General features: G+C 62.5%; 28 protein-coding genes and 1 pseudogene. 13 read left to right on the top strand and 16 right to left on the bottom strand.

The window, feature by feature from the left end:
- Positions 1-36: 36 nt before the first annotated feature.
- Both ACTJKX_RS06465 and ACTJKX_RS06460 read right to left on the bottom strand, forming a co-directional pair.
- Positions 37-1,104: an alcohol dehydrogenase catalytic domain-containing protein gene (locus ACTJKX_RS06465; protein WP_440724741.1), complete on the bottom strand. Its 1,068-nt coding sequence runs from the start codon at positions 1,102-1,104 to the stop codon at positions 37-39.
- A 14-nt stretch (positions 1,105-1,118) separates the two neighbouring features.
- Positions 1,119-1,487, bottom strand: a complete 369-nt coding sequence (locus ACTJKX_RS06460; RefSeq protein ID WP_440724740.1) for a VOC family protein — start codon at positions 1,485-1,487, stop codon at positions 1,119-1,121.
- On the opposite strand from ACTJKX_RS06460, the gene ACTJKX_RS06455 reads away from it, so the two are divergent.
- A complete protein-coding gene (locus tag ACTJKX_RS06455; protein WP_440724739.1) occupies positions 1,486-2,529 on the top strand; it encodes an AraC family transcriptional regulator in 1,044 nt (347 codons plus the stop codon). The genes ACTJKX_RS06460 and ACTJKX_RS06455 overlap by 2 nt on opposite strands.
- Positions 2,530-3,116: 587 nt before the next feature.
- Positions 3,117-3,269 (top strand): hypothetical protein, encoded by a 153-nt coding sequence (locus tag ACTJKX_RS06450; RefSeq protein WP_440724738.1) that lies wholly within the window; start codon positions 3,117-3,119, stop codon positions 3,267-3,269.
- Between the two features lie 116 nt (positions 3,270-3,385).
- On the opposite strand, the gene ACTJKX_RS06445 is transcribed toward ACTJKX_RS06450, so the two are convergent.
- The 5 genes from ACTJKX_RS06445 to ACTJKX_RS06425 all read right to left on the bottom strand — a co-directional run bounded on the left by ACTJKX_RS06445 (position 3,386) and on the right by ACTJKX_RS06425 (position 7,051).
- A complete protein-coding gene (locus ACTJKX_RS06445; RefSeq protein ID WP_440724737.1) occupies positions 3,386-3,916 on the bottom strand; it encodes a VOC family protein in 531 nt (176 codons plus the stop codon).
- Between the two features lie 63 nt (positions 3,917-3,979).
- Positions 3,980-4,828 (bottom strand): alpha/beta fold hydrolase, encoded by an 849-nt coding sequence (locus tag ACTJKX_RS06440; protein ID WP_440724736.1) that lies wholly within the window; start codon positions 4,826-4,828, stop codon positions 3,980-3,982.
- 50 nt (positions 4,829-4,878) lie between these two features.
- Positions 4,879-5,703 carry an oxidoreductase gene (locus ACTJKX_RS06435; protein ID WP_440724735.1) on the bottom strand — a complete coding sequence of 275 codons (825 nt, stop codon included), beginning with the start codon at positions 5,701-5,703 and terminating at the stop codon, positions 4,879-4,881.
- A 153-nt stretch (positions 5,704-5,856) separates the two neighbouring features.
- On the bottom strand, positions 5,857-6,159 hold the full coding sequence (locus tag ACTJKX_RS06430) for an EthD family reductase (RefSeq protein WP_440724734.1): 303 nt from the start codon (positions 6,157-6,159) through the stop codon (positions 5,857-5,859).
- A gap of 139 nt (positions 6,160-6,298) precedes the next feature.
- Positions 6,299-7,051: an alpha/beta fold hydrolase gene (locus ACTJKX_RS06425; protein ID WP_440724733.1), complete on the bottom strand. Its 753-nt coding sequence runs from the start codon at positions 7,049-7,051 to the stop codon at positions 6,299-6,301.
- 139 nt (positions 7,052-7,190) lie between these two features.
- On the opposite strand from ACTJKX_RS06425, the gene ACTJKX_RS06420 reads away from it, so the two are divergent.
- Complete coding sequence (locus ACTJKX_RS06420; RefSeq protein WP_440724732.1) at positions 7,191-8,051, top strand: LysR family transcriptional regulator; 861 nt, start codon at positions 7,191-7,193, stop codon at positions 8,049-8,051.
- A 747-nt stretch (positions 8,052-8,798) separates the two neighbouring features.
- On the opposite strand, the gene ACTJKX_RS06415 is transcribed toward ACTJKX_RS06420, so the two are convergent.
- The 3 genes from ACTJKX_RS06415 to ACTJKX_RS06405 all read right to left on the bottom strand — a co-directional run bounded on the left by ACTJKX_RS06415 (position 8,799) and on the right by ACTJKX_RS06405 (position 11,326).
- Positions 8,799-10,172 carry an FAD-containing oxidoreductase gene (locus tag ACTJKX_RS06415; protein ID WP_440724731.1) on the bottom strand — a complete coding sequence of 458 codons (1,374 nt, stop codon included), beginning with the start codon at positions 10,170-10,172 and terminating at the stop codon, positions 8,799-8,801.
- Between the two features lie 84 nt (positions 10,173-10,256).
- A complete protein-coding gene (locus ACTJKX_RS06410) occupies positions 10,257-10,682 on the bottom strand; it encodes an organic hydroperoxide resistance protein (protein ID WP_440724869.1) in 426 nt (141 codons plus the stop codon).
- 62 nt (positions 10,683-10,744) lie between these two features.
- Entirely contained in the window at positions 10,745-11,326 is a 582-nt protein-coding gene (locus ACTJKX_RS06405) for a DUF308 domain-containing protein (RefSeq protein ID WP_440724730.1), read from the bottom strand.
- A gap of 155 nt (positions 11,327-11,481) precedes the next feature.
- Between ACTJKX_RS06405 and ACTJKX_RS06400 the strand changes: the two are divergent.
- Positions 11,482-11,583 (top strand): annotated as a pseudogene (locus ACTJKX_RS06400) (LysR family transcriptional regulator); the annotation flags it as partial.
- A gap of 50 nt (positions 11,584-11,633) precedes the next feature.
- Positions 11,634-11,765 carry a hypothetical protein gene (locus ACTJKX_RS06395; protein WP_440724875.1) on the top strand — a complete coding sequence of 44 codons (132 nt, stop codon included), beginning with the start codon at positions 11,634-11,636 and terminating at the stop codon, positions 11,763-11,765.
- Positions 11,766-12,543: 778 nt separating this feature from the next.
- On the opposite strand, the gene ACTJKX_RS06390 is transcribed toward ACTJKX_RS06395, so the two are convergent.
- The 3 genes from ACTJKX_RS06390 to ACTJKX_RS06380 form a co-directional block, all read right to left on the bottom strand.
- The gene (locus ACTJKX_RS06390) at positions 12,544-12,921 is read right to left on the bottom strand and encodes a nuclear transport factor 2 family protein (protein ID WP_394309154.1); all 378 of its coding nucleotides are present in this window, start codon (positions 12,919-12,921) and stop codon (positions 12,544-12,546) included.
- A gap of 83 nt (positions 12,922-13,004) precedes the next feature.
- Positions 13,005-14,111 carry an alkene reductase gene (locus tag ACTJKX_RS06385; RefSeq protein ID WP_440724868.1) on the bottom strand — a complete coding sequence of 369 codons (1,107 nt, stop codon included), beginning with the start codon at positions 14,109-14,111 and terminating at the stop codon, positions 13,005-13,007.
- 19 nt (positions 14,112-14,130) lie between these two features.
- Entirely contained in the window at positions 14,131-14,853 is a 723-nt protein-coding gene (locus tag ACTJKX_RS06380; RefSeq protein ID WP_394309152.1) for an SDR family oxidoreductase, read from the bottom strand.
- Positions 14,854-14,959: 106 nt separating this feature from the next.
- On the opposite strand from ACTJKX_RS06380, the gene ACTJKX_RS06375 reads away from it, so the two are divergent.
- Positions 14,960-15,937 (top strand): LysR family transcriptional regulator, encoded by a 978-nt coding sequence (locus tag ACTJKX_RS06375; protein WP_394309150.1) that lies wholly within the window; start codon positions 14,960-14,962, stop codon positions 15,935-15,937.
- A 389-nt stretch (positions 15,938-16,326) separates the two neighbouring features.
- On the opposite strand, the gene ACTJKX_RS06370 is transcribed toward ACTJKX_RS06375, so the two are convergent.
- A complete protein-coding gene (locus tag ACTJKX_RS06370; protein ID WP_440724729.1) occupies positions 16,327-16,926 on the bottom strand; it encodes an NADPH-dependent F420 reductase in 600 nt (199 codons plus the stop codon).
- Between the two features lie 128 nt (positions 16,927-17,054).
- Positions 17,055-17,789: an SDR family NAD(P)-dependent oxidoreductase gene (locus tag ACTJKX_RS06365; RefSeq protein WP_440724728.1), complete on the bottom strand. Its 735-nt coding sequence runs from the start codon at positions 17,787-17,789 to the stop codon at positions 17,055-17,057.
- A gap of 275 nt (positions 17,790-18,064) precedes the next feature.
- Between ACTJKX_RS06365 and ACTJKX_RS06360 the strand changes: the two genes are divergently transcribed.
- A complete protein-coding gene (locus ACTJKX_RS06360; RefSeq protein ID WP_440724727.1) occupies positions 18,065-18,961 on the top strand; it encodes a LysR family transcriptional regulator in 897 nt (298 codons plus the stop codon).
- 140 nt (positions 18,962-19,101) lie between these two features.
- Entirely contained in the window at positions 19,102-19,512 is a 411-nt protein-coding gene (locus ACTJKX_RS06355) for a RidA family protein (RefSeq protein ID WP_440724726.1), read from the top strand.
- An 85-nt stretch (positions 19,513-19,597) separates the two neighbouring features.
- Here ACTJKX_RS06355 and ACTJKX_RS06350 read toward each other — a convergent pair whose 3' ends face one another.
- Positions 19,598-20,497 (bottom strand): AraC family transcriptional regulator, encoded by a 900-nt coding sequence (locus tag ACTJKX_RS06350; protein ID WP_440724725.1) that lies wholly within the window; start codon positions 20,495-20,497, stop codon positions 19,598-19,600.
- Between the two features lie 95 nt (positions 20,498-20,592).
- Between ACTJKX_RS06350 and ACTJKX_RS06345 the strand changes: the two genes are divergently transcribed.
- The 5 genes from ACTJKX_RS06345 to ACTJKX_RS06325 all read left to right on the top strand — a co-directional run bounded on the left by ACTJKX_RS06345 (position 20,593) and on the right by ACTJKX_RS06325 (position 23,488).
- Complete coding sequence (locus ACTJKX_RS06345) at positions 20,593-21,342, top strand: SDR family oxidoreductase (protein ID WP_440724724.1); 750 nt, start codon at positions 20,593-20,595, stop codon at positions 21,340-21,342.
- Between the two features lie 188 nt (positions 21,343-21,530).
- Positions 21,531-21,860: an ArsR/SmtB family transcription factor gene (locus ACTJKX_RS06340; protein ID WP_149255089.1), complete on the top strand. Its 330-nt coding sequence runs from the start codon at positions 21,531-21,533 to the stop codon at positions 21,858-21,860.
- Positions 21,857-22,324 carry an SRPBCC family protein gene (locus tag ACTJKX_RS06335; RefSeq protein WP_440724723.1) on the top strand — a complete coding sequence of 156 codons (468 nt, stop codon included), beginning with the start codon at positions 21,857-21,859 and terminating at the stop codon, positions 22,322-22,324. The genes ACTJKX_RS06340 and ACTJKX_RS06335 overlap by 4 nt, the downstream gene beginning before the upstream one ends.
- 15 nt (positions 22,325-22,339) lie before the next feature.
- Entirely contained in the window at positions 22,340-22,753 is a 414-nt protein-coding gene (locus tag ACTJKX_RS06330) for a GFA family protein (RefSeq protein ID WP_440724722.1), read from the top strand.
- A gap of 24 nt (positions 22,754-22,777) precedes the next feature.
- The gene (locus ACTJKX_RS06325) at positions 22,778-23,488 is read left to right on the top strand and encodes a 2'-5' RNA ligase family protein (protein ID WP_440724721.1); all 711 of its coding nucleotides are present in this window, start codon (positions 22,778-22,780) and stop codon (positions 23,486-23,488) included.
- The last annotated feature ends 2 nt before the right edge of the window (positions 23,489-23,490 follow it).

Raw genomic sequence — 23,490 nt, 5'->3', positions numbered from 1 at the left:
GCCAGATGCCCGGGCAATACTGCCTCGAGGCAAGGCTCAGGATGTCACCACGACCATCTCCAGATTGCCCGCCTCGGCCGCTGCCGTCATCGCCGAATCGAGATCATCCAGCGCGAAGACCTGCGTGGCGATCGGATCGAGCGAAAGACGGCCCGAGCGCACCAGGGCGGCAAGGCGCAGATGCGCGTCGGACGGATGCATGAAGTTGCCGAGCACCTCAAGATTGTTGAACATCATCTGGAGGTAATCGAGCGGAAGCGGCGCAAGCGCGCTCCCCATCATGACGAGCCGGCCACCCCGGTAAAGCGAACCCAGCGCCGCGCTGGTCGACTTCGCATCCGCGGCGCCCCCGATCATGTCGAGCGCGAGATGAGCGCCCCCGCCGGCGGCATCGCGCAACCGTGCGGTATCGGCTGCCACATCGCCAACGATCGCCACCGGCTCGACCATAGGGCCGGCCGCGTCGGCGAGCCGCTGCAGCACGTTGCCGTTCCGGCCCGCCGCGACGATCCGTGCCGCGCCCATGGCAATCGCAACCAGCACCGCCGCCGTTCCATAGGCGCCGGTCGCGCCATTGACGATCACCGTCTCCCCGGCGGCAAGGCGACCGCGCAGGAGGCCGCCATAGGGCACGACCAGCCGGGTCAGCACCGCAAGCCGAGCCGGGTCGAAATGCTCCAGCCCGTCGAGCGGCGTCGCGAGTTGCGCGGGGACGAGCACATATTCGGCAAGCGTGCCGTCTTGCCACGATGCCTGCAGCGCGTCGCCGATACCGCCCGGAGAGGTGACCCCGAGCAGGATCTGGCCCGGCTCCTGGACATTTTCGCGCGCCACCAGATGCGAGGAAACGATGACCCGTTGTCCCGGTCGAAGATGCCAGACATCATCGCCGGCAGCTTCGATGACGCCTATGCCGTTGCCGCCGGGCGTAAAATCTTTCGGCGCACGATAGGCCGGCAGCGCGCCTTCCAGATAGGGCTTCAAATAGGACATCAACGCCTGGGCTTCGATGCGGACGAGCACGCTGCCGGCGCGCACTGCGGGCGCAGCGCACTCGACGAGACTAAGCGAGCCGCCGAGGTGGTCGATATTCCAGGCTTTCATGAGCTTTATCCTTGTCATTGCCCGGACGCGGCTTCGAAATATTCGACGACGAGACCGTCGGGGTGGCGCGCCAGCAGGTTGGCTCCTCCGGTGACGGCACGGGGCGGACGCAGGATTTCGGCACCTTTGGCCATCAGCCACGCAGCGGCGTCGTCCAGCGCATCGACATAGAATATTGCATCGACCGGCCGCGCCGCAGCGAGCTGATCTTCGGTCCCTGAGAGAAGCAGGAAGCCGCCAATCTTGGCGACCTTGACGCCGGTTTCCGCAATCGTCAGGCGGCGCGCGCACGCGACACCCTGCAGCGCCTCGTAAAAGGCGATCATTTCGTCAAAGTGGCCGGGGTCTGCGTAGGCCCGAAAACAGTGTTCCAGAATGCGCATGAATGGTCCTCGTGGTGAAGGTCCCGCGCATTGTTGCGTTTTTATCCTGCATTTCCATAATGCAGACGCCATGATTCCTATTCAATCGTCCGAAATCGGCGCTCGTGACCCGCTCAGCGACATGCTTGCCCTTCTCGACGTGCGGAGCTTTCTATCCCGCCGGATCGAGGCGTCGGGACCTTGGGCACTGCGTTTTCCCGCCTATCGCCACATGAAGTTCGGCGGCGTGATCGAGGGAAAGCGCTGGCTGTGGATGGAGGGCGGGGCCGAGATACTGGAGCTGGAAGCGGGGGACTTCTATCTTCTGACCGATGGCGGGCCATACTGCTTTGCCAGCGACCGCGATGCGGTGCCGATGGACGGTCTCGGCGTAATGGACGAGCATTTGCAGGCCGATGGCGTGGTGCGCTTTGGCAGCGGCGAGGCGCGAAGCGTCGGAGTGGGCGGGCGTTTTGTCCTGGATGACGAAACATCGAGCCTGCTTCTGTCGATGCTTCCGCCGATTGTTCATATTCGAGGCAGCCAACCCCAGGCTGGCGCCCTGCGGGCCGCATTGGCGCTCATCACCTTCGAGACAGAAAAGAAACGGATGGGCACCGCCGCTATCGGTGGCAGTCTTTGCGCCATCATTCTGGTCAATATCCTGCGCGTCTACCTCACCAGCGGCGAGCGACTGTCCGGGTGGCTGGGCGCGCTGGCCGATCGCCACGTCGGAGCGGCGATCCAGGCAATGCACCTCGACGTGGCCCGGCGCTGGAGAGTGGCGGACCTCGCGGCAGCCGTCGGCATGTCACGCACCGCCTTCGCGGACAGGTTCAAGCGGCTAGTCGGCCTGGCGCCTCTCGAATATCTAATCCATTGGCGCATGACGGTTGCTCGCGAAGCGCTGAAGCGGGATAGGGCGCCTCTCGGAGAGATTGCCGAGGCCATTGGCTATGAATCGGAAACTGCCTTCGGCCTAGCCTTCAAAAGAAAGTTTGGTGAAAGCCCCGGCCGCTACCGATCACGGCTTCACCAGGCCGTAGCGTCTCAACTCGGCTGAACTGCGATTGGGGCCTCAGCCGCTGGGTCTATGCGGGGTTGGACAACGGCCGCGAACGGCCCCCATTCGGTCTCGAGGCGGTCCGCTCGAAAGCGGGTCTGTATGGTCGTCATCCTGATTAGGACGCGCACGCGGCTTGGCCTCTCGCTCATTTTATCCTCCAGTGGTCGGAGAATTGGGACGCAGGTCAGCCTTCGCTTGCTCGCGTAGGCGCCGAGTCGGCCAACTTCGACGGTACTTTTCGCCTCAATCTGGATTTGGGCGGCAGAGCTGGGACAGCGCGCAATGAGCCGATAGTAGCCGATAGATGGTTTGCGGATGTCAGGGGAAATTCCTCAGCGATATCAGCAGCGTAGGTTTCTAACGGGTCCTGAGCCGGTAGTATTTGGACGCAAAAATATTTTCTGCAATGAATTCATATGGTTGACGTGAGCCCGAACAATCGAGTGGGAGTGACCGGGGCGTACTGTGGAGTAGGGTAGGATAGACTAGCGGGTTATATGCGATCTTGCTCCAGCGATAGTCGTCGATAGTTCGCTATATGCTAGGCGACCAGCGGCGTACGCGGCTTAGTCCTCGGATGAGATTTGAACAATCGAGTGGGCGTCATCGTTCTCGCTGCCCGCGCCGATACTCTCGACGGTTCACGCGCACCTGAAGTCGTGCGAACTTCGCCGCTCGCAGCGCATCGCGGCATGAGGCGGGCGCTGACGAAGGTCAGGCTCACCCGGATGGGCTGACGGCCGGCGCGGTCGATCCGTCGCGACAGCCGTCGCGGCTGCGCACTCGTCGAACCGTCCGACAGCGTCAGCATCGCCGCGACTTAACTGATGCGGGTCTCTTCTTCGCGCCCTACTCAGTCATCGTCCTGCCATCTGCGCAGATCCGTCTGGTCATGGTAGGCCATGCGATCCGGCGTGGTGATGAACTCAATCGTCGTGCCCCATGGCATGCGGCAATAGCAGACCTTGTTTCCAAGACCTTTTTCGGTTGCGTAGGGAATAGCGCGCGGCGCTGTAAGAGACGTGCCTCCAGCCTTTTCGAAGCGCTCTACCGATGCGTCGATGTCGTCGGTGTAGACACCGAAGTGCGTAATGCCGAAGTCGCTCGCCCGAACCGGCTGTGCTTGTTCGGGGCCGTGCATTTCGAAGAGCTCGATGTCAGGTCCGGTTCCGATTTTGACCATCGCCTGCGCACGCACGACCGTTCCGGGGAAAGCACCAGTGGCCTGCTCGAATTCGGGTCCCTGCCGCGGCGGATCCTGCGGCCCGAAGGACTGATAGATCACCTGGCCGCCGAAAGCTTCCACCAGGAACGATTTTGCGGCTTCGATGTCCGGCACCGTGATGCCGATATGATTGACGCCGCGAATTACGGGTGCGGTCATGACAGTCTCCTTTGCTATTTATTCGATCCACCGCGAGGCCCACGACGGCCCGGGCGGCGGGTTTCAGTTGGTCTTGAGGAACTCGATCAGGGCGGCTGCGACTTCCTCCGGCCGCTCATCGGCGACATAGTGGCTGCACCGGGCGATCGAGCCGCCCGTCACATGGGTGGCGAACTCCTTGAGCATCGGCACCATCTGCGCTCCGAAGCGCTGATCGCCACCCAGGCCGAGGACCGGGATCTCGAGCGGTTGCTTCTTATATTCGAGCGCGGCCGCATGATCGGCGGCGAGCGTGCGATACCATTCCATGCCGCCACGCGTACGGCCGGGAAGCGCCATCGCCCTGGCACAGATTTCGACGTCCGTCGGATCGAAGCGGCCGTGGTCGTAGAACCGCTCCGCCATGAAGGCCGCGATATAGTCATATTCACGGCCATGGATCAGGCGCTCGGGCAGGTCCCGGTTCGCATGGAAGCCAAAGTGCCAGAGCCGTGCGATCGTCGCCTCCCATCCGGTCCAGCCGGGCAGCGGAACGTCGAGGACCGCCAGGTGGGTGATAGCCTCCCGGTGGAGGGCGGCCTGTGCCATGGCGACCATGCCGCCGATGTCATGGCCGCACACGGCGTAGCGTTCATGCCCAAGGGCAACCATTACGTCATGCGCGTCGCGCGCCATCGTCGCCTTGTCATAGCCGTCGAGAGGGCAGTCGGAAAAACCCGCGCCGCGCAGATCGATGGCCACCACGCTGAAATGCCCGGCCAGCGGCGGCATCACGTGGTGCCATTCCCACCATGTTTCCGGCCAGCCGTGAAGCAGAAGGATCGGCGGGCCTGAGCCTCCCGTGACGGCGTTGATCTTGATGCCGTTCACCGGCACCAGCTGCTGGGTAAACCCGTTCAAAGCTGCGATCATTATCGCTTTCCAGTCAGATGGAGGTGTCAGATAGAGCGCGTGTACAGCGCTCAGGGCTGGTCGAAATCGGTGGCGATCGTGACGTCGCGCCAGGCGTCGATATCGCTGCGGAAGGCAGCCAGCTTTCGCTCAGCGATCGAATGCGCGATCGGGCCGAGCGGCAGATGAAGCGGGGCGTCGTCGGCATCGACTGCCTGCAGGATCACCGCGATCGCCTTGTCGGGATCGCCTGCCTGATTGCCGTCGTTCGTTTCGCGATAGGGCTTGCGCGAGCTCGCGGCGTATTCCGGCATCTCGTTGGCCGCCATCGTGATCGAACGTCCGAGGAAATCGGTGCGAAACGGTCCAGGCTCAACGATCAGCACGCGGATGCCGAACGGCTTCAGCTCGCCGGCGAGCGCTTCGGAAATCCCTTCCACGGCAAACTTGGCGGCGTGGTAATAGCCTCCGCCGCCGCGGCCCTCGATGCCTGCACCCGAGGACATGTTGACGATCGTCCCGCCCGAACGTCGCAGGACGGGGAGGGCGGCTCTGGTGGTTTCGATCAGCCCGAAGACGTTCACGTCGAACATCGGCCGATATTCTCGGGGCGTGCCTTCCTCGATCGCGCCGAACAGTGCGTAGCCCGCATTGTTCACGAGCACGTCGAACCCGCCGAATGTCTCGACCGCCTTTGCGACCGCTGCCTTGGTCGCCGCCGTGTCGGTCACGTCGAGTGGCAAGGTGATCATGCGGCCGCCGAAGGGCTCGGCCATTTCCTTGATCGTCTCGACATTGCGGGCCGTCGCGATGACCCGGTCGCCGCGCTCTGCTGCAGCGAGCGCGAGCCGCTGGCCGAAGCCGCTTGAGCAGCCTGTGATGAGCCAGGTTTTCATGACTTTTTCTCCAAGTTGTTTTCAGACGGCGCCAGGGGACCAGCTAAAGCTGGCGAAGGTGGATTGCCGGAACTCAAGGCTTTCAATTCCAATGGCAGGGCGCAGACCCGGAGAGATCAGCGCCCCCGCGATCGACAGGCCCCGATGCGCCGCTCAGAGCTGCTTCACGATGCTGCGCCGCGGTTTGACGGCGGTGACGATGTCGACGTCAGCCATGACCTGAGCGGTCTCCGGCGAATTGAGCGCCGCTTCCATGGCGGCCTCGTCGCGGAAGTTGACGACGCCAACCGCGATTAGCCCGGCGCCATCACCTTGCGGAAAAAAGCCACCGGCGCTGACCAGCCCATAAGGCTCCCAGCTTTCCCGCACGAGCGGGAAATGTATGTTGATCCAATGATCGCGGTCGAACGGCGTTTGCTCATCGCCCGCATAGGTCACCAGCATCGTGATCATCATCGAAGTCCTCATTTGCGATCGTCAGACCGAGACCCGCGCCGATGCATTGGCCGGTCGCGATGCCGAAGCCACAGGGGCGGCTTCGGCGCATGGGTCACGAAACTTCCGCAGCCCTGAGCTGAACATCAGGGCATCGGCTTCATTTGCTCGCTGCTGCGGCGATGACATCGGCGACTTCGCGCGGATGCGAGATATAAATCGCATGGCTGGCACCGGGCACCTCGGTGACCTTCGCACTTGCCCGCTTGTACATAGACCGCTCCGCCTCGGCGCCGAGAGCCATGTCCAGCCCGGCCACGATGCCGTAGCTCGGCTTGGTCTTCCAGGCTGCGTGCTGCGTCTTGGTTCCGAGGATCTTCGCCGAAACCGGCACCTGCGAGTTGGTCATGAAATCGGTCTCGGCCTTAGGCAAGTCAGCGGCGAATCCCGCCCGAAACTTCGCGGGATCGAACAGCAGGAAGCCGTCAGAAGTCGGCTTGAACGCGTCCGCGGTCGGACTCGGCCACTTCTCGAACACATCGCCTACGCCCTCGCCAACATCCGGGACGATGGCCGCGACGTAGACAAGTGCCGAAACCTTCGGGTCGACGCCGGCTTCGGTGATGATCTGACCGCCATAGCTGTGGCCAACGAGGACGACCGGCCCATTTTGCTGCTCGATAGCGCGGCGAACCGCCTGAACGTCATCCGCCAGCGACGTGTTCGGTTCCTGAACGACCGTGACTTTCAAGCCCTTGGCGACCAGGCGCTCATAAACGCCCCTCCAGCCGCTGCCATCGACCAACGCGCCATGGACCAGAATCACATTTTGGGCTGGCTGCGCGAAAGCGGAGGGCGCGCCGAACACCACTGCAAGGGCCGCAGCACCGAGATAAAGAGACTTGAGAGACATTTGCCGATCCTTCCGAATGACATGAGGTGATGCACGAGAGACGGTCCGATGGGCCGATGGTGGGAATCTAGGTGTTTAGATTTGTTCTTTAAGTGACATAAATGTATTCTCGGCGTTCAGTTTTGTGTGGGTGGTCGCGATGGAATGGAGTGACGTCAGGATCTTTCTCGCTGTTGCACGATCCGGCACCCTCGGCGGCGCCGCGCGTTCTCTTCAGACAAGCCATCCGACCGTCGGCAGGCGCCTGCGCGCACTTGAGCAGGCGATCGGTCACACGCTCTTCCAGCGCACAGCGGACGGTCTGGTTCTGACCGAAGAGGGCCACGGGATCGTCGCGCTGGCCGAGCAAATGGAAGAAGGCGCGCTGGCCATGGAGCGCCGGCTTGCGGGGCAGGAGCAGACTCTCAAAGGCAGTCTGCGGATTTCGTCAGCGGACTGGTTTGGGGCCTATGTCCTCCCTCCAATCCTGGCGGATTTCTCGAAAGCCTACCCCAATGTCGACGTCGAGATCCTGACCGGCACACGCCAGTTCAACCTTGCCCAACGGGAGGCCGATGTCGCTTTTCGTATCGTGCCGTTCAACACGGCTGATATCGTTCAGCGGCGGCTCTTCAGGCTCGAATACGGCGTCTACATCGCCGAGGAGGCGGCTGATCCCAAATATGGCGATGGAACCGGTTTTCGGCTGATCACCCATGACACATCCACGGGCCAATTCCCTGACATCGCGTGGCTCATCGAGAGTTTCCCCAACGCGAGACCGGTCCTGCGATCGAACAACCGCAACGTCCAGGGGCGTATGTGCAGGCAAGGCGTCGGCATCGCTGTCCTGCCCCGCGTGGTCGGCAATCAGATCCCGGGTATCCGCAGACTGGAACTGCCGACGCCGCCGCCAACGCGAGACATCTGGATGGGATACCATCGGGACCTACGGCGTCTTAAGCGTCTTCGCGCGTTCATCTCGACGGTATCGGACCATCTCGTGAACGCGACCGCATGATGTGCGGCTCGGCAGATGTTCGCGCGACGCTGCGATCTGCTCGATAGCGGCAGGCGGATAGCCGGTCGTATCGAACTGATCTGGGGCCAGGCCCGATGGTGTGATCCAACGCGAGCAGTGGAGGCGACTCGAAAGGGAGGTGGACAGTCACCGCCCTGGAGACGATGGCGCCAGCGCCCCGGCCGGCGTAGTTATAGTCGCCGTTGCTATCGAGGACCGCTTGTACACGGTAGTCGCAAGGCGGCAGCGAGCCGAACGCGGTTGAGAAGGCAACATCGTTTGTGTCGATAGTGGCACGGCGATCGGGACCGAAGTTCGAGAGGTCGCGACCAGCCAGCGCGACCTTCGCTTCCGGATCGCTTAAGTCGACCACATTGGCAGTGGCATTTGCGGCAGTCGCCGGTTCAACGAAGACCAGCCGCCGCCCCCCCCGCACTGCTCTCCACATCCGGCGGTAGGGTCACCAAGATGCGCGCTTCCGGAGGGGCTGCACCCATCAGGCAGAGGGCCGGGACGAGGCACGTCAGACGTGCTAGGCGGAGCCTCGATCTGGGGAGAGAATGTCTCATCTCGACTTATTCGCTAAGGAGGTGCGAACGGTCACGCCCTGTCGATGATTTCTTCCAGACCGACCGGATCCCTGCTCGACCGCTGCCGAAATGTGGCTCAAGCAGCCGAGCGTCAATGTAAGGCCTAATGTGAAAACGGCACGCTAGAGCCGCGTGGCGGGACCTGTCGGCATGGCGTTCATTGAGGCGTCAGATCAAGCAGCAGCGTCGGGATGAGCTCCGAAACCGTCGGGTGGATCGGAACTGACCAGCGCAGGGTCTCGATCGGCTGGTCGGCGTTCATCATGTCCAGAATGCCGTGGATCGCCTCGTCCCCACTCGTTCCCAGTATCGCCGCGCCGAGGATGCGGCGGGTGTCGGCGTCAGCCACCACCTTCATGAACCCCTGAGTCTCGCCCTTCTCCACCGCGCGACCGACGCGGGACATCGGTCGCGTCGAGTGGAGCAGCCGTCGTCCGGTCTTGGCCGCCTCGGCGTCGGTCATGCCCACCCGTGCGAGCGGAGGATCGATATAGAGCGCGTAGCCCGACAGACGCTGGCTGACCCGGCGGTCCTCGCCGTCCAGGAGGTTCGCTGCGACGATCTCGAAGTCGTTGTAGGCGGTGTGCGTGAAGGCGCCGCGACCGTTGCAGTCGCCCAGCGCCCAGATGCCGGGGACGCTGGTCTCCAGCCTGTCGTCTACGGTGATGTACCCGCGTGCATCCACTGCCACGCCGGCGGCCTCCAGCCCGAGGTCGTCGGTGTTTGGCCGCCGCCCGACCGCCATCAGGACGTGACTGGCGACGACCGGCTGCGCGTCCTCGGCGCAATCCACGCGCATCTCGACATCCTCGCCGCTGCTGGCGAAGCCGATGCAGTCCGCACCCGTCCGGACCGTGACGCCCTCCGCCTCGAGGATCTGCCTGACGGCATCCGACACGTCGGGGTCCTCCCGCGCGATGAGCCGGTCCATCCGCTCCACAATCGTGACCTCGGCACCGAAGCGCCGATACATCTGGGCGAACTCCAGCCCGATGTAGCTTCCGCCGATCACCACGAGATGTCGGGGAAGCGTGTCGAGTGCGACGATATCGGTGTTGGTGAGGATCGGGACCTGATCCGCGCCGGGCATATCCGGCACGATGGCCCTGCCGCCGACGTTGATGAAGATGCGCGGTGCGGTCAGCCGCTCGCCCTCTACCGCGACGACATTGGGCCCCTCGAAGCGCGCATGCCCCCGGATGAGCTCGACGTGGGCCATGCCGAACAGCCAGCTCTCGTTGTCAGCCCGTCCACCCCGGATGATCCTGTCCGCCCGGGCTGCGACTGCCTTCATGTCGACGTCGACCGCCCCGGCAACGCTGAATCCGTAGTCCGACCCGCGCCGCGCGGTGTGGATCGCATGGGCGCTCGCCACAAGCGTCTTGGTCGGCCTGCAGCCGGTGTTGACGCATGTGCCGCCGACATGATGGCGCTCGATGATGGCGACCGATAGGCCGGCATCGTTCAGCCGGCCGGCGAGCGCCGGACCCGCCTGGCCGGCGCCGATGATGATAGCGTCGAAGCCACGCATGCTGAGGTCACCTCGTGATGTGGGTTATGGCGCGAAGCGCCGCCCGGGGGGGAACGGGCCTGCACTTGGGCAGGCCCGTCAAGGTCAGATGACGCTGAGGCGCACGTCGACGTTGCCTCGCGTGGCGTTGGAGTAAGGACAGGTCTGGTGAGCCGCCTTCACCAGACGCTGGGCGTCGTCGTGCTCCACGCCTGGCAGCGCCACGGCGAGCTCTACCTCTAGGCCGAAGCCGCCTTCGCCGCGCATACCGATGCCCATGGTCGCGGTCACCGCCGCACCCGTGGGCACCTGGAGCTTGAGTTGGTGCGCGGCAAACTTCAGGGCGCCGAGGAAGCAAGCGGCGTAACCCGACGCGAACAGCTGTTCCGGGTTGGTCCCTTCGCCGCCCGTGCCGCCGAGCTCCTTCGGCGTGGACAGCTGGAGGTCGAGCTTCCCGTCCTCGGTACGGGTGCGGCCGTCACGGCCCCCGTTCGCGGTGGCGGCGGTGCGGTATTTAACGTCGACAGTTATGGTTCAATCCTTTTATGGGTCGGCGCAGGCAGGTCCTGCGCCGGAGATGACGGGGACGCGCGTCAGGCCGCGACGGCCTTCGAGCGGCGGCGCGCGCCGCTGATGGTCAGCGAGACCGCCGAGATGAAGAAGTAGAAGGCGCCGAAGGCGGCGTAGGGCGCGATGTCGGCGATGCTGACCGGCGCCGTGCCAGCGGCCTTGCTGAGCATGTGCGCGCCGGCGAGCCCCGACTGGGCGCCGCTCAGGATCATGGCCCACTGCGCGCCATAGGACTTCCAGCGCCGTACCCCGGTGAGGAGCTGGAACAGGCCGGAGAGGACGGCCCACACGCCGAAGATCTGGAGGACCGCATGCATGCCGTGCGGCAAGGTCGCGGCGACGGCGACGGCGGTCACGACGCTGACGACGAAGTTGAGCATCTGGATCTTGTTCCTCGTCAGGCCGCCACTCCGGCTGGCGTCGAGATAGTTCGCCAGCGCATCCCACGCGGGATAGGTGACGAGCATCACCGCAGCCAGCGGCGGCATGGCCTTCGCGACCGTGAAAGCGAGCGCGACCCAGATCGCGGAAACCGCGAAGCGCAGATAATAGTAGGTCTTGAGCCAATCCCGGTCCGGAGTCTTCGCGTCGGTGATGGTCTTCATGGCAGGGTTCCTTTTTGTGATACAGGCGCACGTCTCCCGTTCCGGAATCCGGGTGGGTCGGTGATCGCTGGTTCAGGCGGAAATCTAGGTGTTTAGATTTGTTCTTTAAGTGACATAACCGTACTCTCGGCGTTCAGTTTTGTGTGGTGGTCGCGATGGAATGGAGTGACGTCAGAATCTTTCTTGCTATTGCGCGATCCGGCACGCTCGGCGGCGCCGCGCGTTCTCTTCAGACAAGCCATCCGACCGTCGGCAGGACGAGCTCGATCGTGCCGTCATCGCCAATGCGTACGGCTTGGATTTCTTGGTGCTGGATGAATTGCATACATATCGCGGCCGCCAAGGAGCGGACGTCGCGATGCTGGTGCGCCGCGTCAAGGACCGCCTCGTCAAAGAGCGCAAGCTGCTCTGCATCGCCATTACGGCACCTTGGGTCTGACTTCGGCTGGTTCGCAATTGAGGAGAAGGCAGGAGGCGAATTCTTAAATGCGCTGAGCAATGTCATCCGTGACAGAGGGGCGGGTCTGCCTGCAACGATGAGGCTTCCAACTTTCGAGCCGACGGGCTTTGCGCTTTCTGCGGGAGATCGCATTGCCAGAGCCGACGCTGACGAGCCTTATCAGTATGCGCTTTTCCGCGACGGCTTAGCCCTCCTAGGCGAGCCTTTCCGAGGACGGCCGCGCGATGTGATTGTCTGGTCGCCAGATGTAGGGATGACGCTGCTGCTGCCGCGGGTCGTGTCGCAGAGTGCACTATGCTATGAGTTCGTGACGGTACTTTCTTGGTTCGCAGCGAGAGCCATCCGCGTCGCCGAAATGGGTCCTGAGAGGCGATCGACCTCGATAGATGCTGAAACCTCGTAAAAAATTCTCAGCCAAAAAACCATGCAAAATCAAAAGCGTAAGATTTTGACGATATCAGCGGCGGTATTTTGCGCTGCGCAGAAAAAATTTGATAGTAGAATCAAATGGTTAGATGCTGTTTAAACAATCGAGTGGGAGTGAGGGAATCGGCGGCTCTGGCGCAGGTACAGCCGGGGGCGTAAATTGACAGAGAGCCAGCCTCGTCTCCGGCTGGTTTTGGGCGGTAGGTTTGCGGACCCCCATCTGTGCTATGACGGGCTCGCTAAGGCGCCCCCGGAAATCGTGCTTTCCGATGGCTGTAAGAACTTTGCGGTTGATGTCGCGACATTTGCCTAGCCATATGCCGGTCTCGCTCTAGCCGCTTGCTCTATTGAGCAATACCCAGAGGCGCGAAATCCTCCCGTCGACGACTTCGGCCACATCAGCTCCGGTCACTGCAACCGGTCCGCCTTGGGGCCCGGCCTCCCAGTGCAATACGCCCATGCCGTGGTGCCCAACCGCGTTGCCGATAGGCGTGAAGCGGAAGTTGGGGCCAAACTGTTCCAGAAGAGCACCCGCGACGGCGGAGATTGCTGCGCGACCCTCCACGACATTGTCCGGCTCGTACATGATGGGATTCATAACGAACAGTTCGCTAACGGCCGTTTCGCGTTGGGCGCTATCGCGTTCGTTAAAAACGCGTGCGAGATTGCTGCCGAGCAGCGCGTCAAAATCAGGCTCATCGATCGTCATTTGGTTATGACCTCTTGGTATGGGGGAGAGCGACAGTCTCGTACCACCGGTGGCTCCGGACTGTCGGTTGCGAAATTCCCGGTTCAAGCGTGCAGAGCGCGCGCCTCAGCGACGTCTCCTATGAAAGGGTAATCGACATAGCCCTCTGGTCCTTGTGTGAACCACGTTCCAGGATCGTCCGGCGAGAGGGGAGCCCTTTCCATCAATCTAGGGGGCAGATCGGGATTGGCGATGAAAGGGCGTCCGAAGGCGACTGCATCCCCGATACCTGCCTCGATCGAAGCGTTTCCGCGTGTCGCGTCAAAGTCCGAATTCAGGATGAGCGGTCCGCGGAAATGAGGTCGGATCTGCGGAGCGAGCGGATCGAGATAGCCGACGCCGAAAGTACCATTGAGCGGCGGCTCGCGCAGTTCAAGATGTGCGATGCCGATCGCGGAGAGTGTCTCAGCCGCCGCGATAAACAGTGGCAGCGGTTCGCTGTCGCGCACGCCTTGCGTTTCGCCATTGGGAGAGAGACGGACGCCGGTTCGGTCGGCGCCGATGGCATCGGCAATAGCCTGCGTCGTCTCGGCGAGCAGGCGCACCCGGTTGGCGATCGATCCGCCATAGGCGTCGCTGCGGAAGTTGGAGTTATCGCGCTGGAATTGGTCGATCAGATAGCCATTGGATGCGTGGAGCTGCACGCCGTCGAAGCCAGCCTTCCGCGCGTTGCGGGCGGCGGTGGCGTAGTCCGCGACGATGCCGGGAATCTCGTATGCGCTTAGGCTACGCGCGGCCGTATAGGGCAGCTTGCCGACATAGGTGTGGGCATAACCGGGGGCGGCCGTGACCGAAGCCGAGACCGGCTGCGCGCCGTCGAGGAAGGTCGGGTGAACGACGCGGCCCATGTGCCATAGCTGCGCGATGATGCGTCCGCCTGCCTCATGGACGGCATCCGTCACATGACGCCAGCCAGCGATCTGTTCGCGACTCCACAAGCCGGTTGCATAAGGCCAGCCAAGGCCTTCCCGCGAGATGCCGATAGCTTCGCTGATGATCAGCCCGGCCGAGGCGCGCTGGGCATAGTAGTCGGCCATAATCGGTGTCGGCATATGCTCGCGCGTGCCTCGAGCGCGAGTCATCGGCGCCATGAGGATGCGGTTAGGCGCCGTAATGGCTCCAAGCCGGATCGGATCGAAAAGGTTGGGCACAACAAATCCTCGACCAAGATCAGACGAGGCGGGAACCGCCGTCGATGTGCAGGACCTCGCCATTCATGAAGCCATTGCTCATGAGAAAGACGACAGCGGCTCCGACTTCGCGCGGCGTGCCGAGCCGATGAAGGGGAAGCTTTTCCTTCAGTGCTTCGACATATGCTTGGCGACCGTCCCCGAGGGTGCGGGCGAGCAGCGGCGTATCCGTCGTGCCGGGCGAGATTGTGTTGAATCGACGAGGCGCCATTTCCAGCGCCAAGCCGCGGCCAAGCGCCTCCATCGCCGCCGAAGCGGCAGCCAGTACCGCTGTGCCGTAAGCTGTCGGACGATCGGACAGAGCACCCGAGATGAAGGTCACCGACCCATGGGCATCAAGCCGATCGCCCAGTGCGCGAAGTGCATGGACCGCTGCCCAAATGCGCTCGTCGAACGCTCGCCTCAGATGCCCGACATCAGCCTCCAGAATCGTGCCGGCGACGAAAGTGCCGGCGAGGAGCACTAGATGATCCACGCAATCGATATCCGCGAGTGCAGCTGCGATGGTTTCGGGCTTGGTCACGTCGGCGGCACGCCAGCCGGCGAAGCCGTTCTCGGCGGCAATCCGCTCGGCACCGGTGGCATCAAAGCCAATCACGATCACCGTCGCACCCGCAGCCTTGGTTTGCTGGGCTGTCGACAGCCCGATGCCGGAGGTGCCTCCGAAGATGACGACGGAGCGATCCTTGAGTGTTTCATTCATGTGCAGGGCGCCTTGTTTGGAGCGCGCAACGAGCGCCGCTGAGGCGACCCTACGAAGAAGAGTACAACTTGATAATCGGGGCCATATTCGCTTTGATTATTCCGTCATGGAACAAATCAATCTTGACCGTCTCACTGGTTTGATTGCCTTCGCACGTGCTGGCTCGGTGGGCAGCTACACCGCGGCGGCGCGAGCTTTGGGCGTCTCGCCCTCTGCGATCAGTAAGAGCGTGCAACGCCTGGAACGTCACCTCGGCGTGCGCCTATTCAGCCGGACGACCCGCTCGTTAACCCTCACGCCGGAAGGACGGGACCTTCACGAACGTACTCTTCGTCTGCTGCGCGAGGCGGAAGCAATCGAGCAAGCCGCGCTCGCCGCCCGGTCCGAGCCAGCCGGCGTCCTGAAGGTCACTGCGCCCCTGCCTATCGGGGTGCATATTTTGGCACCAGCCTTGCCTCGCTTCCGGGCGCGCTATCCAAAGCTTTCGATCGATCTGAGGCTGGGCGACCATTTCGTCGATTTGATCGAGGAAGGCATCGACGTAGCTATCCGCGTTGGAGATCTCTCCGACTCGCGCCTGATCTCGCGATTACTCGCTCCGCACAATGTCTGCGCGTTCGCATCTCCAGATTATCTGGCGCGGCGCGGAATACCGCAGAGTCCTGGCGATCTCGACGACCATGATTGCGTGAATTTCCGTTTTCAAAGCTCAGGCCAGGCCCTGCGCTGGTCTTTCGCGCAAGGCGATCGCACCTTCGATATTTTGCCCGATGCAGCCATCATTACAGACGTCAGCGACGCAGTCGCGGCGATCCTGGCCGCGGGGGGAGGTATCGGAATTTCGCCCAACTTCGTCGCCGCAAGTTACGTCGAGAGAGGGAAGCTTGTCCCGCTTCTCCAGGACTATATCGCGCCGCGCTCCACGATCACGGCATTATGGCCCGAAAGCCGCCGGGCGAGCCCTAACGTCAAGGCATTTCTCAATTTCTTGAGCGAGGTTTTCCCAACCGAGACGGCTTGGGATACGATAGTACGAGCAAAATATAGCTCGTCATCATCGCTCCTCGCAGGCCAGGTGATGTAGCGTGGCACTCGGTCCAGATGACGGTACAATTCGGCGGCGGAGTTGTTTTCGGCGTACCGCGACGTACTTTCGGCGCTACGCGTTGAAGCAGTGCTCTGATCGGCACAACGCCCGTGCTCGTCGATAGATGATGGCGAAACCGCGATTCTGACTATTGGGCGAAAAAATCCAATATTTTCAATAGCACCATTTCTGACGGTGCGCCGTCCGGAGATTTTTATCTAATAGAATCAATTGGTTATGGTGCCCATAAACAATCGAGTGGGGAGTGGGGAGTGGGGAAACGGCGGCGGTATAGCGGATCGCAGAGGACAGTTAGACTGCACCCCGTAGATCTGCCGCTCCGCCGGGCGTGTCCCATTCTTCGAACAGCGGCCGTACGCCTTCGACTACGGTTCCTTCTTGAACAAGTCCTGGAAGATGAGCTGGCCCCAAATGCGGTCGCGTGCATGCACCAGCGCGCCGCCCTCGTCGAGCTTTCCCAGCTTGACGGGGGCGAACCCGAGTTGTTTGGCCAAGGCCGCCACGGAAGCGGTCGCGTCCTCGTCGTCGCTCGACAGAAAGACGACCCGGTGGCCGCCCTCGACGACCGGATCGGCAGCCAGGGTGGCCGCAACCAGGTGATTGAGAGCTTTCACGAGCCTGGCGCCGGTGAACGCCTTCGCTACGAAGGCGGAGGACGGGAGACCGTCCAGCTCCTCGGGGGAAACCAACGCGTTCATTGCGTCGATGATCGTCTTGCCTTTCCAACTCGGCAGGGCCTTGGCAACCTCGCGATGCTCCCCGAACGGGACCGCCAGGATGATCGTGTCGGCCTCGAGGGCATCCCGCAGCGGCTTGGCGATGACCGTGGGTCCAATCGCCCGAGCCTGTGGCTCCAGCGCCTCGGGGGGCCGCCGGCTCGCGACGGCCACCTCGATGCTTTTGCGGGCGAAGGCCTGGGCGAGGGCCTGGCCTACCGCACCGAATCCTACAATCGCATAGCTCATGATACTTCTCCGATCCGTGTTGATGTTGATTCCCGGCCTTCGGTGGCGCCGGGCTATCCGTCTCGCTGCGTGGCGACCTTTGCGCGGGCATTCCGCCGATCAGTCGCTTCCCGTGATCCGGCGCGCTGTCAGATGGCCGAGAACCCGCCGTCGACGGACAGCTCCACCCCGTTCACGAAGCTGGAATCGTCAGAAGCAAGAAACACCGCGACCGCCGCAATTTCCTCGGGACGCCCCATCTTTCCCCGCGGGATCAGGGTTTCGAACATCCGCTTTGCTTCTTCGGTCAGAACTTGGTCCTGCATCGGCGTGGCGATCGGCCCCGGGCTCAACACGTTCACCCGGATATTCCTGCCCTTCAGTTCGTTGAGCCAGGTGCGTGCGAAGGAACGCAACGCCGCCTTGCTCGCCGCATATACGCCGTAGCCGGGAAAACCTTTCACCGAGGCGACTGACCCGGTCATGAAGATCGACCCGCCATCGTTGAACAGCGGGAGCGCCTTCTGGACCGTAAACAGCGTACCGCGCGTATTCAGGCCGAAGGCCGCATCGAAATGCCGCTCGGTGATCTCGCCCAGCGGAACGGCTTCGCCTGTACCAGCGCTTGCGTACAGGACGTCGATCCTGCCTTTTTCCCGCCTGACCGTGTCGAACAAGCGATCGAGGTCGTCCAGATCGGCAGCGTCGCCGCGCATGCCGGTTACGTTCCGGCCAATCAGCCTGACGGCCTCGTCGAGTGCCTCCTGCCTCCGGCCCGTGATGAAGACATACGCGCCTTCTTCGACGAAGCGCCTTGCGCTCGCCAACGCCATGCCGCTCGATCCACCCGTGATGACTGCAATCTTACCGTCCAGCTTTCCCATGACTTCTCCTTTTCGGGCTCCGTCTTTGGTCGTGTGGGGAGCCCCCGAGAACCTCAACATGGGTCTGTTGGAGCTGAGCGTTGAGTGGGGAAGCGCGCACATCGGTGGTGCGAAAACGATCCGGCTGGACAGCTGACACCGCCTGCGACGATCACTATCTGCCGGTCTGAGTTGAGCTGCGTCCGGTGGTACGGGCTATGAAGACCGCCCATATTGATGTTTGATGTGTTAGGCACGGCTTTGGAAGGCGCACCCCGGTGGTGCTGAATTGCACCATGATCGACTGGGACGACATTCGCTATTTTCTTGCCGTTGCGCGCAAAGGCTCGGTGCGGGCTGCCGCCGAGCATCTCGGGGTGAACCACTCGACCGTGCTGCGACGCGTCGCCCAACTGGAGGAACGGCTCGGGGCTCAGATGTTCGAGAAGCTGCCTTCAGGTTACCGCCTGACGGTTGCAGGGGAGGAGGTCCTCGAACTCGCTGGTCAGATGGAAGCGTCGTCGCACCAGTTGGAGACGCGCGTCTTTGGCCGCGACCAAAGCGTGCGCGGGCTTCTGCGGGTGACGTTGGCGCCGACGCTTGCGACACACCTGCTCATGCCGGATTTCTCGGATTTCGCGTGCCTGTATCCGGACATCGAGATGGAAATCTTGTCGTCCGGCGAGCTGGCAAATCTGACCAACCGGGAGGCCGACCTCGCGATCCGCGTCGTCTATGACCGCAAAACCCTGCCGCTCAATCTTCACGGCCTGAAGGGGCCGGATGTCTTCGGAGCCATCTACATGTCCCGCGATCGACTAGCCGCGTGGCGTGCGGGCGCGCCTGATCCCATCCGCTGGATCGTCATCAGCATGCATGGCATCCCGGACTGGGTCCGCAAGGGGAATGTGCACGCCGCCGAGGTTCCGTTCAGGGTCACGGATGCCGGGGCGCAGATCGCCGCGGTGCGGCAGGGGCTCGGGATGACGACGCTGCCGTGCTTCGTCGGAGATGCAGACCCCATGCTGGCGAGGGTGCCGGGTACCGACTTGCACATGTACGGAACGCTCTGGCTTCTCACCCAGGGGGAGACGCGCAAGACCAAGCGCGTGCGGCTCTTCACGGAGTTCGTCTCCAGCAGGCTTGCTGCATATTCTTCGCTTCTCGCCGGTCTGTCCCCATCGCGCGACTGACGCGAGGGCTCGCCGGCGAGGTTTGCGCAAGGCGTTCGACATCAGACCCGATTTCGGCGACGCTTTGCCATCGGCCCATGCGCCAGCGGCGCGGTGATCACCACTGCCGATTTCAGTCGAGCCAAGCAGGAGATTGTCCAATGGCGCTCGAACTCATCAACCCGGATGATCTGCCGGTTCCCGAGATGTACACCCAGGTTGTCGTTGCGACAGGATCCAGGCTGGTCTTCATCTCAGGCCAGCAGCCCGAGGATATCCACGGCAAGCTGGTCGGGCATGGCGATTTTGCGGCGCAGGCGCGCCTGGCCTTCGCCAATCTCGGCCGGGCACTCCGTGCCGCCGGTGCGCGACCCGGGCACGTCTGCAAGATCACCATCTACATTGTCGATTATAACCGCGACGAACACGTTCCGATCATCGAACAAGCGCAGATTTCGTTGTTCGGAGATCACAAACCGGCGAATGTGGTGGTCGGGGTGGCGATCATGTCTCCGGGTTACCTCATAGAAGTCGACGCGATCGCGGTCATTGACGAGGTCGTCACACGCTAAGCACCGTGAAGACTTCACTGCTCACGGACCTGTCCCTGTCCTGCGAGCGGAAGGGGCGGACCGTTTTGAAACCGGTGTCGTTCAGTCAGGCGACTTCACGTGCGAACTTACCCGGCGGGCAACCGAGGCGTTTGCGAAAAGCAGTGCTGAAGGCGCTGGCGGATTCATAGCCAATTTCATCGGCGATCCGATCCAGGGACTTTACACCACGCATGAGCGCGTCCTTTGCGATCGCCATGCGCCAACGTGCCAAATATTCGATTGGCGCACATCCCAAGACCTCCCCGAACCGCGCGGCGAAACCCGACCGTGACATGCCGGCCATCCTGGCGAGATCGGCAACGGTCCAACTCGCACGAACGTCGGCATGGATCGCTTGCAGCACTCGGGCGAGAGCTGGGTCCCGCATGCCGCTGAGGAGACCTGGAGGCATCGCCCGATTGCCGATGCTGCGCCAGCGAAGGGCCTCGACCAGCAGCGCTTCGAGCATGCGACGGACAATCAGCTCCTTGCCCGGATAATCGGTCGCACATTCCTCGGCGAGCAGGTCGATGAGACGGCCGAGCCGTGTCGTCCGTCCCTCCGAAGCCGGGATGTGAATGAGGCCGGGCAACAGTGCCAGCAGGAGCGGTGCATTCACCCGTTCGAATGCGAAGGTGCCGCCCAGGGCAACAAGGTCGGGTGCGCCTTCCGGTTCGCCATGCCGGATCGCTTCGTTTCGCGGCTCCACCGGAATGCAGGCGATATCCGGTTCGCTGGACAGGGAGAATGCAGGCGTCGTCGGAAGGAGTACGAAATCGCCCTGTGCAAGCCGGAGCGGCTCTTCGCCATCGAATCTCAACCAGGCCTGCCCTTCCAATAGGATTGTGAACCCGGGCGCGTCATGAGCCCGATAGCTCACGCCCCAGCGGCCGCGCGCAGTGATCGGCTTGGAGATGGCGGCAGTCGGCCGGAGCAGGCTTATGATGTCGCTGAGCGGATCCATTCTGGACGATTCATAAATATTTTTGGATATTGGATTATATATCGTCCAAATCGGCTTGTCTATCTTGGGGCATCAAACGCAAGGAGACAGGCACTATGGACAAGACGATCCTCATCACCGGCACCTCCTCGGGCTACGGCAAGGCCACTGCCGAGCATTTCCTGCAGAATGGCTGGCATGTCGTCGCTGCGATGAGACGCCCCGACCCGACCATTCTTGGCGCTCAATCCGGGCGGCTGCGCGTATTGCCGCTGGATGTCACCGATGAACAAAGCATCGCTGCGCTGGTGGACGCTGCGGGCCCGATCGATGTGCTCGTGAACAATGCCGGCGTGGGTGGTGTGGGCGCATTCGAAGCCATGCCGATGTCGCTGATCCGCCAGCTCATCGAGACCAACACGATCGGTGTCATGGCCATGTGCCGGGCACTCATCCCGCAAATGCGTGCACGTCGTGCGGGTACCATCGTCAACGTGACATCGAGCGTAACGCTCGGCGAGTTTCCGCTCGCTGCCGCCTACACCGCGTCCAAGCAGGCAGTCGAAGGGTTCTCGGGCTCGCTCGCTCATGAGCTCGGTCATTTCGGGGTGCAGGTCAAGCTCGTCGAGCCCGGCTATGCTCCGACCACCCGGTTCGGCACCAATGCCATCGTGCCGGTCGAAGATTTGCTCCCCGGGGACTATGCCGAGTTTGCGCGGCCAATTCTCGAGGCCTTCGCGAAGCCGGCCATGACAACGCGGGAGAGCGACGTTGCCCAGGCTGTGTGGGCCGCTGTCCACGACACCTCCGGCCGGCTCCGTTTCCCTGCTGGGGCGGATGCCGTAGCTTTGGCGCAAGCGGGCTGACCGGGTTTCGCCCCGGGCTTTGGGCGGGAACGCGACGAGCGCCTGTCTTCTCGATGTTGCCTGTATGTGGGGCGACGCTCCGGGCCGTTGAAGGGGCAGGCCGCATCCCACGACCTCGGCATGCCGCTTCCTATAAGTTCAGAAACATTAGCATTGACTAATCAATTAGCATTTGCTAATTGATTTTCATGACAGAGACAGCCGCCATCGATACCGTCATGCGCGCCCTCGCGGACCCCACGAGGCGCGCCGTGTTCGAGCGGATCGTCGGATGCGACGAGATCACCGTGGCCGAACTGACGCAGGGAAGCGGCGTCACGCAGGGGGCGGTTTCCCAGCACCTCAAGGCGTTGAAACAGGCGGGTCTCGTCGCCGAACGTCCGGAAGGGCGGAAGGTCTATTACCGGGCCGAACCCGGCGGCCTCGAGCCGCTGGCCGACTGGATGAGCCATTACAGCCTGTTCTGGCGCCAGCGCTTCGCCAATCTCAGAACTCTCTTGAAGGAGATCGATCCGTGAATGATTCAGCCTTGAAGCCGGACACGCAGGCAATCGTGGTCGACGAGATCTTCCCACATGCTCCGGAGATCATCTGGAAAGCGCTGACCTCGGGCGATCTCATCGCCCGCTGGATGATGGCGCCTGCCGATTTCGCTGCTGTGGAAGGACAGCATTTCACCTTTCGCACCACGCCCGCCGGTGCCTGGGACGGTGTCATCCATTGCAGGGTGCTGGACGTGAAGCCAAACGAGCGCCTCGCCTATGCCTGGCAGGGTGGGGACGAGAGCAATGCGGGCTATGGATCGCGTCTCGACACGGTGGTGACCTGGACGCTGGAGGGCGCCAAGGGCGGGACGCGGGTTCGCCTCGTCCATGCCGGCTTCGTGATGCCCAGGAACGAGACGGCTTTCAGGAATATGGGCGAGGGTTGGAAGAAGGTCCTGCGCAACCTCGGCACCGTCGTGGCCAGCAGCAAGGACTGAGGCGAGGAGGACGAGATGAGCAAGGCCTATACCGGCGGATGCGCCTGCGGTGCGATCCGCTACGAGATCACTGCCGAGCCGGTGTTCAGCAATGATTGCCAGTGCCGCGACTGCCAGCGCGAAAGCGGCACGGGGCATCAGTCCCACCTGACCTTCCCGCGGCAGAATGTGGCTCTAACGGGGGAAGGGCGGCCCTGGGAGATGGTCGCCGACAGCGGCGTCAGGAAGACCCGCTATTTCTGTCCCACCTGCGGATCGCCTGTTTATCTGACCTTCTCGTCCATGCCGCAATTTTTCGCCGTCCGTGCCACGAGTCTCGACGAGCCGGGCCGCTACAAGCCGCAGGCGGTGACCTATACCAGCGAGGGGCATGCCTGGGACCACCTCGATCCAGATTTGCCGAAATTCGAGAAAATGCCGCCGCGGTGAGGAAAAAGGCCGCGTAGCGCCAGGGTGACGGCCATTAGCCGCCTGACGACCGAATACAATGCGGTTGACCTTAGTTCTCTTTTTGTTCTAGTTACGGGCAGTACCGGTCGAGAACGCGAGGTCATCATGCAGTTGGCGTTTGACTTCTATGGCGAGCTTCCGCGCGGGCCGCTACGAAGCGAAAGACTGTTCTTCGCGGTGTTTCCCGGCGCGGAGGATGCGTTTCGGATCGAACGGTTCAGGCAGGATTTTCTCAAGGCGAACCATCTCGGCGGCAGCATGTTGCGGCCGGACCGCTTCCACGTCTCACTCCACCATGTTGGCGACTTCAAGCGCCTCAGGTCACCGCGTACCTATGCGGCGGAACTGGCCGGCGATCTCCTGCAATTGCCTGCTTTCGAGATAACACTGCATGCCATCAAGAGTTTTGGTGCGTTCCCGAAGCCGGGCAGGGCGCTACGCTATCCCCTTGTCCTGCTCGGCGAGGGAGCGGGCCTGTTAGAGCTCCATGAGACATTGGGCGCAGCCATGACCAAGTTCGGCATACGTGCCTTACCGAATTTCACGCCCCATCTGACCTTGTCCTATGGCGAGAGGCCGATATCGGAACAGCGGATCGACCCAATCCCCCTTCAGATCGAAGGTTTTTGCCTGGTTCATAGCAGGTTGGGCAAGACGGAATACCGGATCATCAGGCGCTGGCCCCTGAGCGAACCCAAGCCGCTGCTGCATTAACC

It is taken from the genome of Labrys sp. 22185, assembly GCF_052045555.1.
GTDB lineage: Bacteria > Pseudomonadota > Alphaproteobacteria > Rhizobiales > Labraceae > Labrys > Labrys neptuniae.
This window is presented reverse-complemented; position numbering and strand designations above follow the sequence as displayed.